General features: G+C 51.6%; 10 protein-coding genes. All 10 read left to right on the top strand.

Annotated features, from left to right (window positions below):
- The first annotated feature begins 123 nt into the window (after positions 1-123).
- The 10 genes from ACYCFC_RS00975 (at position 124) to ACYCFC_RS01020 (ending at position 11,556) form a co-directional block, all read left to right on the top strand.
- Complete coding sequence (locus ACYCFC_RS00975; protein WP_446678078.1) at positions 124-873, top strand: maleate cis-trans isomerase family protein; 750 nt, start codon at positions 124-126, stop codon at positions 871-873.
- A complete protein-coding gene (locus ACYCFC_RS00980) occupies positions 873-1,655 on the top strand; it encodes an alpha/beta fold hydrolase (protein ID WP_256050245.1) in 783 nt (260 codons plus the stop codon). The genes ACYCFC_RS00975 and ACYCFC_RS00980 overlap by 1 nt, the downstream gene beginning before the upstream one ends.
- A gap of 1 nt (position 1,656) precedes the next feature.
- Positions 1,657-2,688, top strand: a complete 1,032-nt coding sequence (locus ACYCFC_RS00985) for a M29 family metallopeptidase (protein ID WP_181086763.1) — start codon at positions 1,657-1,659, stop codon at positions 2,686-2,688.
- A gap of 35 nt (positions 2,689-2,723) precedes the next feature.
- Positions 2,724-3,368, top strand: a complete 645-nt coding sequence (locus ACYCFC_RS00990; protein WP_181086762.1) for an isochorismatase family protein — start codon at positions 2,724-2,726, stop codon at positions 3,366-3,368.
- 336 nt (positions 3,369-3,704) lie between these two features.
- A complete protein-coding gene (locus tag ACYCFC_RS00995) occupies positions 3,705-5,030 on the top strand; it encodes an OprD family outer membrane porin (protein WP_312224489.1) in 1,326 nt (441 codons plus the stop codon).
- A gap of 377 nt (positions 5,031-5,407) precedes the next feature.
- Positions 5,408-7,297, top strand: coding sequence for a methyl-accepting chemotaxis protein (locus ACYCFC_RS01000; RefSeq protein WP_256050247.1), 1,890 nt, complete (start codon positions 5,408-5,410; stop codon positions 7,295-7,297).
- 685 nt (positions 7,298-7,982) lie between these two features.
- Positions 7,983-8,987, top strand: coding sequence for an AraC-like transcriptional regulator QhpR (gene qhpR, locus ACYCFC_RS01005; RefSeq protein WP_064613886.1), 1,005 nt, complete (start codon positions 7,983-7,985; stop codon positions 8,985-8,987).
- Between the two features lie 72 nt (positions 8,988-9,059).
- Positions 9,060-9,632 carry a RidA family protein gene (locus ACYCFC_RS01010; RefSeq protein ID WP_256050243.1) on the top strand — a complete coding sequence of 191 codons (573 nt, stop codon included), beginning with the start codon at positions 9,060-9,062 and terminating at the stop codon, positions 9,630-9,632.
- Between the two features lie 58 nt (positions 9,633-9,690).
- Complete coding sequence (locus ACYCFC_RS01015; protein ID WP_256050242.1) at positions 9,691-11,127, top strand: flavin monoamine oxidase family protein; 1,437 nt, start codon at positions 9,691-9,693, stop codon at positions 11,125-11,127.
- Between the two features lie 27 nt (positions 11,128-11,154).
- Positions 11,155-11,556 (top strand): c-type cytochrome, encoded by a 402-nt coding sequence (locus tag ACYCFC_RS01020; RefSeq protein WP_082916852.1) that lies wholly within the window; start codon positions 11,155-11,157, stop codon positions 11,554-11,556.
- The last annotated feature ends 40 nt before the right edge of the window (positions 11,557-11,596 follow it).

The raw sequence follows: 11,596 nt of genomic DNA on the forward strand, positions 1-11,596 counted from the left end.
ATACCGGATTAGCTAGCAGCTACAAAACGAACGGGCTCATTCTAACTCGCCGGTCATGCCTATAACACGTGCTGGGTTATTGGCGACTAAATTAAATGTTTTATATAAAAGAGGGTTTCGATAATGACTATCATTCGTGTCGGGCAGATCGTACCTAGCTCCAACATCACTATGGAGACGGAGATACCTGCTTTGCTGAAGGCAAGGGAATTAATAGCTCCTGAGCGGTTCACGTTTCACTCCTCTCGCATGCGAATGAAACATGTAACGAAAGAAGAATTGGCGCGGATGGATGGGGACAGCGACCGTTGCGCGCTCGAGCTATCTGACGCGCGTGTCGATGTGATGGGTTATGCCTGTTTAGTCGCCATCATGTCCATGGGGCACGGTTATCATCGCGCTTCGGCCGAACGTCTCCAAACAGTCACTGCGCAGAACGATGCTAAAACGCCGGTTATTACCTCGGCGGGAGCGCTTGTGGATGGTATTCGTGCGCTTGGTGCCAAGCGCGTAGCAGTTGTAACGCCATATATGAAGCCGCTAACTGAGCTAGTCGTTGACTATATTCGGAACGAGGGCATCGAAGTTGGAGATTATCGGGCGCTAGAAATCTCCGACAATCTTGCAGTAGCCGCACACGATCCAATGAATCTTCCAGACATCGTGGCCAAGATGAGAACGGATGACGTTGACGCGATCGTTCTTTCCGCATGCGTTCAAATGCCGTCACTGTCAGCAATAACTATGGTTGAGGCCCAGACCAGAAAGCCAGTTGTTTCAGCTGCAGTCGCTACGACGTGGGCAATGTTGAAAGCATTGAACTTGCCCACACGAGTTCCAGGCGGTGGCGCCCTTTTGTCGGGGGCGTACTAATGGAAGGTTACAACGTACATGCCAATGGGATTCGGCAACACATCCTTCATTTTCCGGGAAATGGTGAGCCGCTTCTTTTGGTTCCTGGAATCACTTCGCCCGCGATCACTTGGGGATTCGTGGCAGAACGGCTGTCAAAGTTCTACGACGTGCATGTTCTCGACATTCGAGGCCGAGGATTGAGTGAAGCAGGCGACCTCGATTACTCCTTGGACGCGATGTCGGATGATGTTGTAGCCCTGGTCCAACGGATGGGGGGTACTGTTGTTGTGTTAGGGCACTCTATGGGAGCACGTATCGCGATCCGTGCAGCACGCAAGAATTCGCAGTTATTCTCGAAGCTAATTCTTGTAGATCCGCCTGTCTCTGGGCCAGGGAGACGGCAATATCCAGCAAAGTGGCCATGGTATGCCGACTCCATACGCTTAGCCCAAAAAGGCTGCTCTGTTGACGAGATGCGAGTCTTCTGCCCAACTTGGACAGATCAACAGATCCAACTCCGCGCGGAGTGGCTACACACTTGCCAATATACGGCCATCAAAACAGCCTTCGATGGTTTTCATACAGATGATATACACGCTGACTTGTTAGAGTTGACGCTTCCTATCCGACTGATTGTAGCTGGCGGAGCGGATGTTATCCGCGCGGAAGATATCGCTGAGTTCGAGAGTCTCGCACCACAGACCAAGACCTATACTGTTCAAAATGCCGGACACATGATTCCTTGGGACGATTTGGAAGGATTCCTCGGCGCTGTCACCGATGACGCAAAGGGGGCCTAGGATGGATCACCTAAGCTTCACAGAAATATGCCTACACCAACTCAGGATGTCGGGAGTTAGGAACGGCGAGCGTCTTATCGTTCTAACCCAAGGAAACGACCGTCTAGCTTATGCGGATGCGTTTATGTCTGCGGGGCGGCAGCTTGGTGCCGAGATGTTTCATATGCGACTGCCGGCGCCTTTACCTTCAGAAGGGTGGGCCGTAGGTGTCACTGGTTTGGCGGATATGCCTGGCGCTGTCGAAGCTTTGAAAAACTGCGACATGCTCATTGATTGCATATTTCTTCTTTTCTCGCCTGAGCAAATGGCAATTCAAGCAGCGGGAACTCGCATTCTCACTGCCGTGGAGCCACCTGAACTACTAGCGCGATTGCAACCATTTCCAGAACTCCGCGAGAAGGTGACTATTGCTGCGGAGTTGCTAGACCGAGCTAAGGTGATGCGAATCACATCGCCTTATGGTACGGATGTAACTTATAAATTAAACACATATCCCACCGTTGCGGAATACGCATGTACGGATACACCTGGACGCTGGGATCACTGGCCCTCAGGTTTCGTGTTTACGGGCGGCGACGACGATGGAGTAGACGGAACAATTGTCGTCGCGCCAGGCGATATCCTTTTGCCGCAGCTGCTTATGGTTAGGGAGCCGATTACATATACGATCGAGAAGGGGTGGATTACCGATATTCGCGGCGGTCTCGAGGCGGATATAGTCAGCGCGTACATGGATTCATTCAATGACCCACAGGGAAGGGGAATGAGTCATGTTGGTTGGGGCATGAATCCTTATGCAAGGTGGCATAACTTTGTGCCCGGCCAGTTCCCTGGCGGCATGGGGATGGAGGCGAGAAGTTTCTACGGCAATGTCATGTTCTCTACTGGTCCAAATAATGAACTTGGCGGGTTAAATGACACAGCCTGTCATCTCGATATTCCATTGCGAAATTGCTCGCTGTTCCTTGATGACGCGCCTGTTGTCATCGCTGGCGATATCGTAGTTAAGGAAATCCAACTCGACGCAAGATGAACGCTACAGAGCGGCCCTTGTATTAAGGAGAGAAAATGTCTCAGGCTAATATATATGATACTGCAGGATTCGGGCGGCCCGTACCTAGAGGGTCTCGACCAGCAATAATTGTAGTAGATTTCTCGTATGGGTTCACTGACGAGCAATATCCCACGGCGTTTAACGCCGCCGGCCAAATTGCGCGCACGAAAGAAATATGTGATTACGCCCGACAGCTGGGCTTTCCAGTTATTTTCACTACCATCGCTTACCATCCGGCAGAAGTGGCGGTACTTCCTTGGCTGAAAAAAGCGTCGGGCATGGCCAATTTGGTTTTGGGAACGCGCTTGGTGGAAATTGATGAAGCTACAGGGATTCAGCCATCGGATATGGTCGTTGTTAAAAAGGGCGCCTCGTCTTTCTTTGGGTCCACCTTAGCCACTCTCCTAGCCGGATCCGGCACGGATACTGTTGTGATAACCGGGGCCACAACTTCAGGCTGCGTACGCGCGACTGCCGTGGATGCCGTTCAATCTGGCTTTAATGTTCTTGTGCCAGCTGATTGCTGTGCTGACCGCGCCTCACCTCCGCACGATGCAGCTTTATATGACATACACCAGAAGTATGGCGATGTGACTGATTCCGGCGATATCTTGAGATGGCTGAGCTCGTTGCAAGCGTCAACTTCTCTTTTAGGCTGAAAATGCTGCCCAGTGATGATATCAAATCATCCTCCACGTTGTTCTGTTATTTGTCTAAAAGCAAATAGATGCCAACGAAACACGGTGATTATGGTTTGATGTTAGAGGCTAGGAGGTGAGATTAAAAATTGACTTATTGATTAGCTGAGTTGAGCGTAGCACCGTGCGCCATTTAAGAATTGTCACTACGCAGCGAAAGTGATCGAGCGGTTGGCGTCTGTGACAGGCTGCTGGTCAGATCGGGGGCCTAATAATCCCGCCTGGTCTCTATTAGGATTCCCCGAATTCGCCACCAAAATCTATAACCTCTAATCTGTAGAATCTTGGGAGCAACAAATGAATAAGAATACCTCCCTGTATAGTCAGCTCGCCGGAGCCGCACTCCTGATAATTCCGGTAGGCTTTAGCTATGCAAATAGTCAGTCCGAATCTGCTGGGTTCGTTGAAGATAGTCGCCTCACCTTGCTCTCTCGCAACTATTATTGGCACCAGACGGGAGACTTAGGGGCGCAACGCGATTGGACGCAAGGTGAAATGTTAGATTTCACGTCTGGTTTCACCAAGGGTGCTGTTGGCTTGGGCATCGATGCTTTTGCTTATGGTGCAGTGAAGCTTGATGGAAGCGGCAGTCGTACGGGCTCAATGACTCTGCCTTATCGAGGTAACGGCCAGCCTGCTGACAATTACGGTAAAGCAGGCGGAAGTGTAAAGGTTCGCCTTTCAAATACTACACTAAGGTATGGAGACCTGCAGCCGCAGGTCCCGGTCTTTGCTACTGGAAGCTATTATCAGCTTAACCAAACCGCAGTGGGCTGGATGATAGAAAGCGCTGACGTCGAAGGTTCGATTATTTCTGCGGGCCACTTTACGTCTGGAACTGGTTACCTTTCCACAAATCGAAATGGTGAGCTTGGATTGGCTTTCGCTGGAGTTAGTACCACCCAAGTTGACTATGTTGGAGGTACGTACGGTCTTAAAGATAATCTATCACTGTCTCTGTATGGTTCTCGGTATGAGGACGTGATGGCGCAGTACTATGCAGGCGTTAACTATGTACATGTGTTTTCTGATACTCAGGCGTTGACTTTCGATTTTAATATATATCGTAGCCTCGACTCAGGTCGGGAGAAAGCAGGCGAAATCAACGTGACAGCTGCATCGCTCTCCTCCGCATTTACGACAGGGGCGCACACGTTTGTCGTCGCGTTACAGCGTAATGATGGTGACCAACCTCTTGACTATGCTGCGATAGGCAGCAGACAATCTGGTGTTGGAGCAGGAGTATATAGCGACGGGCTATACTGGGCGAACGCTGCTGAACTGTCGGACTTCAATGCTCCGAATGAGCGCTCAGTTCAGGTTCGCTACGAGCTAAACATGCAAAGCTTTGGAGTTTCAGGTTTGACGTTAATGGCTAGGCATATACGTGGCCATGGCATCGATGGTAGCAGTGTCAGCTCCGATTCGGCCTACTTCGGTCTTTATGGGGAGTCTGAGAAGGAGCGTGAGACTAATTTAAGCGCTCAGTATGTTGCCGAAAGCGGGCCGGTCAAAGATCTTACCGCTAGGCTGGTCCAATCTTGGCATTCGGGTGACGGTAGCACTGGCGGTGATCTTACCCAAACCCGCCTTGTTATCTCCTACCCGCTTGAGCTTTTCTGAGCACATGAATGCGGGCGTTTTCCTTAGAAAACGTTCCGTTTTTCGGATGTAAAGATGTTTTGTTATTCAGCAGGTGATAAGTTAAATACCAGCTGCTGTGGAGCGCTTATTTAAACGTTGCCTTCGGGTCATTTTATTTGGCTTGCAGGCGACGAGGCTCTTTAACGATTAAGTGGCTTCCTGAGAATAAGGAAGCCGGTAGCAAAGCGCGAGCTATCCCAACCAAACCGGTATAATTATCAACGCTTGGGCATATGTAGGCTTGGATGAGTTAGCTTGATCCTGCGCCTAAGTGGCTATTTGAAGAAAGTGTCTCAGATAAGAAATAATAAGGACGTAGCTTGCATATGACCCAGAAAATCCCTCGGACACGCGCCATACTTAGTCGACTAAAGTTTAGCCGTAAAATATTGGTGGCCGCGTCATCGGTGGTCATCGCCGCTTTCACTTTGTTTACTCTCTACAACGATTTTTCGCAACGCATGGTTATTCAGGCGAAGCTCGAGAGCTACCTAGATGAGATGGGGGGCGTAGCCGCTAGCAACATTGCCAACTGGCTTGCTGGGCGTCTGGTTTTGCTAGAAAGCACAGCCCAGACCGTTGCCCGCGATAGTTCGAGTATAGAAGTTCAAGCGCTCGTTAAACAGCCAGCGCTCAACTCGGCTTTCGCTTTCACGTACCTTGGTAGGAGTGATGGAGAGCTGATTATTTTTCCTTCCTTCAGCATGGAGGCTGGCTCTGATTATCGATTAGAGCCTTGGTACAAGCATGCGCTCGAGTCTGGAACGACTACTCTGACCGGACCATATCGTGATGGCTCGACTGGAGAGCTGGTCATTGCTGCGTCAACGCCTGCGCAAAGCGGAGCCGAGAGCCTCGGCGTGGTGGGCGGCGACATTAATCTTAAGGTGCTGGTGGATATCATCAACACACTGAACTTCGACGGAATGGGCTATGCATTCCTAGTTAGCAGCGAAGGCAAGGTACTTGTGCACCCGGATCAGACCAAAGTTATGAAAACCTTGGCCGAGCTGTATCCTAACAATACGCCTTCGGTGACAAGTGGATTTATCGAGGCGGAGCTCGATGGACAGCAGCGCATCCTCAGCTTCAGCCCCGTCCAGGGCTTGCCTTCTGTGACTTGGTACGTAGGCATATCTGTGAGTAAGGAAAAAGCTTACGCGGCGCTTTCAGATTTCCGTATATCCGCATTCCTAGCTGCCCTGATTGCAGTGGTGCTCGTCATAACGCTGCTAGGCATGCTGATAAAAATGTTGATGCGTCCCCTCACGGACATGAGCCAGGCGATGGCTAGCATTGCCGAAGGGGAGGGCGACCTCACTCGCCGCCTCGCCGTACATTCACGGGACGAGTTCGGAAAGCTGGCGTTGGACTTTAACCGCTTCGTCGGACGTATACACGAATCGATTCACGAAGTCTCCTCCACAACGTTGCAGGTAAACGAAGTGGCACAGCGAGTACTGGATGCCTCTAACTCATCGATGGCCAACTCTGACGAGCAGGCGAGCCGGGTAAACAGCGTCGCGGCAGCAGTCAACCAGCTCGGCGCAACTGCCCAGGAAATCGCCCGTAACGCAGCTGACGCTTCGCAGCGGGCCGGTGCTGCCAGCCATCAAGCCAAGGAGAGCCGCAAAGTTGTTCAGCAAAATATCGACGCGATGAAGCTGCTCTCTACCAATATCAGCGCGTCTTGCGCCCAGCTTGAGGCCCTCAATAGTCAAACTGCCGAGATAGGTCATATTCTTGATGTAATCCAGGGAATCTCAGCTCAGACTAATTTGCTCGCGCTCAATGCTGCCATCGAAGCGGCCCGTGCCGGTGAAGCTGGGCGTGGCTTTGCAGTCGTGGCCGATGAGGTGCGCAGCTTGGCGCATCGTACCCAGGCCTCCGCTCACGAAATCCATGTAATGATCGAGAAACTTCAGGTCGGGGCACGGGATTCGGTATACCTAATGACTGAGAGCCGGCGTCAGAGCGACGAAAGCGCGTACATCGCCGATCAGGCCGGCGAGCGACTAGCCAGCGTGACCCAGAGCATTGCCGAGATCGACGCGATGAACCAGTCGGTGGCGGCGGCCACCGAGGAGCAGACCTCAGTAATCGAATCGCTAAATCAAGACATTACGGAGATAAACACGCTCAACCAAGTAGGCGTCCAAAATCTGCAGTCGACCCTGGGCGCCTGCGCTGATTTAAGGCAGCAATCCACTCGGCTCAAAGAGCTCGTGGGTGGCTTCCGGATTTAGCCTTGCCGCAATACGATGAACTAGGCCCGATATGGCTCGCCTCTGGCTCGATGTAACCTTGGCCAGGTTATTGAAGCGTGCGCGACAACGCACCGATGCTGCCGCTTGAACGCTGGGGTGCCGTCTAGTTCAACGAACGCAAGTAAGGCCGCCTGCTTATAACTGCGGCTAAAGCCGCTCCAGGCGCGTATTCGCGATTCCGCCGCAGCGAAAGAGACATGGCTCACTCATGCGGTCGATAAACATAATCCTTACCAATCAAGACGCCGCAACCCCGCTGTCAGAAGAGACAGGTCCTTGCAGGGGCGACGTGCGAGCGGACCGTTCCCATCTAATCTCATCATCCTTGGTCGAACGGCCATGCTGGATCGTCTCTAGGTGCCCAAGCAGTTGCGGCCTCGGTTGTGCGGGGGATGTTGATGCCTTGTTAACGCTAAATAACATCAATAGTGATCGAGCGTCTCTAACCTCAAAGCGCTTACCTAGCGAGGCCTGTATGCATGTGCTAACCGGGAACACGGTTAACCTATCGGACAGTCTGAGCGGGTCGATACCTGCATGCATTTCAGTCTCGCTTGGCTGTCTCGTAAACTGACGGTTGGGCCGAGCGTGCGCTTGCTGTAGATCGCTCACGCACGCTGATGCGGCGTCACATATTTGAGAGGCTGATGGCGAGGGCGATTAAATGAGCACGAAAGATTCAACACAAATATCTGAGACAGTCCTTAGCCCGTTTCGTGAGGTTGTAGAGCCTTATTTGGAGCGCCTTGGTATTGACCGGCTGGTACTAGACGACCCGGACGCCGAAATAACGGATCGTAAATTCGTTGAGCTTCTTGAGCTTATCTCTATTGAGGAAGATCAGTATATCGGGCTGCACATGGCAATGAGGCTCAAGTGCAGTAATTGGGGGGTTTTCGGCCATGCAGTGCGCAATGCGCCAAATGTACTGTCCGCACTCAACGTCATGGCAGGCTTCGTCAACGTTTTTTCCCAAGCAGTAGAAGAGCAACTTGTTCAAACTGAAGATGCTATCGGCCTCTCGTATCGTCTGAATGATTCTGGGATCACACATCGTCGTCAGGATTCAGAGTTTTCACTCGCTGCGATTACCTCCATGATTCGCGAGGCGACTGGGACGGATATCAAACCGCGATTGGTTCACTTCGAACACGCTGCGCCAAGATTCACTCGCGAGCATGAAGATTTTTTCGGTACTGCCCCAAAATTCAAGCAACCAATCAATGCAGTAATGTTTTGCCGCTCTGTCTTGGCCAAGCCAGTCGTGAATGCCGATCAGAGGCTGTACATGCTTTCTCTCCGTTACCTCAGTGAGCGCCTGGTGGAGCGGCGAGTCGAACATAGCGTTGCGGTAAAAATCAGCCAGATTGTGGGTCGTCAACTTCAGGCTGGTGTGCCGTCCCTGGCCCAAGTTGCCAGCGCTATGCATATGAGTGAGCGTACCCTGCAACGACGTTGCAATAACGAAGGTGTCGATTTCCTTCATCTAGTGGATCAGGTCCGTCACCAAGCAGCAGTCGATCTCCTTAGGAAAAATAACAGCTCGCTTACCGATATAGCGTCGGAGCTAGGTTATTCGCAGCTCAGTGCTTTTAGTCGCGCGTTCCGTCGCTGGACAGGATTGACGCCAAAGCAGTACCGGGATGTGTACTCTGAAGAGCTGCGCTAGCGGTTGCGGTGTCAAAATCCGGTAATAATGGCGTGTGCGGTTAAGTGAAATGGCGCGCTAGGTCAAACGTCGATGCCCATCGATGAGATAGGCTTTGAAACACAAAACAACAAAACAAAAGGGGTATGTGTAATGACCGTCACCAATCAACGCCTGCGGCAGTTATCTTTCTTTCAAAAATTCGGCACAGGTAGCAAGGTTTGCCTGATCGCCCTTATGTCTTTAGCTTCAACACAACTGCTTGCGGCAGAGCCCAAGCAAGCTTTTCACCTCAATCCTGAATTCGAGCAGCAATACGGTTTTTCAATTGCAGTCAAGGCGGGCGGGTTTCTTCATATCGGTGGCGTAACAGCCGTTGATGAAGAGGGAAATGAAGTATACGCCAATGATGCTAACAAGCAAATGCAGCTTATTTATGAGCGTCTGGGTGCGATCCTGGCCGCTCATGATGCAGACTTTAGTAGCGTTGTCAGTGAAACTATCTACTACAAGACCGATAACGAAACCTATATCAAAGCTCTAGACGTTAGAACTGCCGCGTATAAAGGGGTAGTGGCGCCTAGCGCAGCCGGTGTGAAAGTGGCCGACTTCGTGAGCGATAAGACCCTTATAGAAATAACAGCTGTGGCGTATCTCGGTGAATAAGCGGCTTGCTAGTTTGATCGGTTCAGTAGAATTACAACGATACTAAAGGTGTCAGTTAATGGATGACAAACTAAACAAAGGCCTTAGTCGTAGATCTTTTATTGGAGGCGCGGCGGCAGCAACGGCCGGTGCTGCGGGGCTTGGGCTCATTGCATCTGCAACCGCTTCCGAGAACAGCACTTCCAAGCGGGCGACCAAGTTTGATTATGACGTGATCGTGGTTGGTGGCGGCTTCGCTGGCGCGACGGCTGCGCGTGAATGTGGCCATCAAGGCTACCGAACTCTTCTGCTTGAGGCACGATCGCGCCTGGGTGGGCGCACGTTCACTTCCCATTTTGCCGGCCAGGAAATCGAGTTTGGCGGAGCGTGGGTCCATTGGTTGCAGCCTCACATTTGGGCGGAAATGCAACGCTACGGTCGAGGGGTAGTGGAAGACCCTCTAGCAAGCCTAGACAAGACTCTAGTTATGTATAACGACGGAAACGTTGAAGAGCTTTCGCCTGAAGTATTTGGAACGAACATCAAAGTCGCTTTCGAAAAGATGTGCCATGACGCCTGGGAAGCATTTCCGCGGCCACATGAGCCCATGTTTACCGAGCGAGCCCGTAAGCTAGATAAGCTGTCCGTCTTGGATCGTATAAATGAGCTGGAGCTGAGTCGCGCCCAGCGAGCAGAGCTTAATAGCTTCATGGCGCTTTATGCTGGTGAGACCACAGATAAATATGGTCTCCCTGGAGTTCTCAAGTTATTTGCCTGTGGCGGGTGGAGCTACAGCGCTTTTATGGACACGCAGACTCACTATCGGATAGAGGGAGGCACTATTGGTTTAATCGAGGCCATGTTGGACGATAGCGGTGCCGAGGTCCGATTAAACGTGCCGGTTATCTCAGCGGAGCAAATAGCCGGCGGGGTTCGCATCGAAACTGACGATGGTGAAACGATTACCGCCGCAACAGTTATCATGACGGTTCCGCTCAATACCTATCGCCACATTCAATTCACTCCGGCCCTATCGCAGGGTAAACAGCGCTTTATTCAAGAAGGGCAGCTCAGTAAAGGCGCTAAGCTTTATGTTCATGTTAAAGAAAATCTCGGCCGAGTTTTTGCTTTCGCTGATGAACAACAGCCGCTTAACTGGGTCCAGACTCACGACTACGGCGATGAGTTGGGGACAATACTGTCGATTACCATCGCGCGCGCAGAAACAATCGACGTGAATGATCGTGATGCTGTTACTAGGGAAATCCGGAAACTGTTTCCCGGCGTGGAAGTTCTAGGAATAGCTGCCTACGATTGGACTGCGGATCCGTTTTCATTGGGCGCATGGGCCGCCTATGGTGTCGGCCAACTGAGTCGATTGACAGACTTGCAGCAACCTGAAGGGCGCATTTTATTCGCGGGCGCGGAAACAAGTAACGGCTGGCACGCCAACATCGATGGCGCGGTGGAGAGTGGTCTCCGCGCCGGACGCGAAGCGAAAGAAATATTAGGTTAGCCAACGTTATAACTGGATTAAGTGATCATGATAAAACAAAAGTTTCAAGCCGTGTTGTTGTGCCTGGGGGCGCTGTTTTTTGGGGCTACTTCTTCTGTCGCTACAGCCAGTGAAAATTGCAATCCAGATAATGGTAAAAAGATCTTTCAGACATGCGCGGTTTGTCACAGCAATGACAATACAGGGAAACACGGACCTGCGGCGCCGAATCTTCACGGTGTGGTTGGCCGGGAGGTTGGCAAAGTGCCGGGTTATAAGTTTTCTTCCGCACTGCGTAAGTCGGGCGACACCTGGACCGTAGAACATCTTGATGCGTTTCTTAACAGTCCAATGGGGGTCTATCCGCTTACCCGAATGGCGTTTTCCGGCCTGAAGAATGAGCAAGATCGGCGCGACGTAATATGCATGCTGAATCAGACGTCCAACTAGCCGGTCGTCCAAGCGACGGCTTGTAAAATAAGAAAGGGGT

This window comes from Stutzerimonas sp. NM35, from assembly GCF_054604355.1.

What these genes read in the sequence shown, in the direction of transcription:
- ACYCFC_RS00975 (WP_446678078.1), top strand. Translation starts at nt 124, where the DNA reads ATGACTATCATTCGTGTCGGGCAGATCGTACCTAGCTCCAACATCACT.
- ACYCFC_RS00980 (WP_256050245.1), top strand. Translation starts at nt 873, where the DNA reads ATGGAAGGTTACAACGTACATGCCAATGGGATTCGGCAACACATCCTT.
- ACYCFC_RS00985 (WP_181086763.1), top strand. Translation starts at nt 1,657, where the DNA reads ATGGATCACCTAAGCTTCACAGAAATATGCCTACACCAACTCAGGATG.
- ACYCFC_RS00990 (WP_181086762.1), top strand. Translation starts at nt 2,724, where the DNA reads ATGTCTCAGGCTAATATATATGATACTGCAGGATTCGGGCGGCCCGTA.
- ACYCFC_RS00995 (WP_312224489.1), top strand. Translation starts at nt 3,705, where the DNA reads ATGAATAAGAATACCTCCCTGTATAGTCAGCTCGCCGGAGCCGCACTC.
- qhpR (WP_064613886.1), top strand. Translation starts at nt 7,983, where the DNA reads ATGAGCACGAAAGATTCAACACAAATATCTGAGACAGTCCTTAGCCCG.
- ACYCFC_RS01010 (WP_256050243.1), top strand. Translation starts at nt 9,060, where the DNA reads ATGCCCATCGATGAGATAGGCTTTGAAACACAAAACAACAAAACAAAA.
- ACYCFC_RS01015 (WP_256050242.1), top strand. Translation starts at nt 9,691, where the DNA reads ATGGATGACAAACTAAACAAAGGCCTTAGTCGTAGATCTTTTATTGGA.
- ACYCFC_RS01020 (WP_082916852.1), top strand. Translation starts at nt 11,155, where the DNA reads ATGATAAAACAAAAGTTTCAAGCCGTGTTGTTGTGCCTGGGGGCGCTG.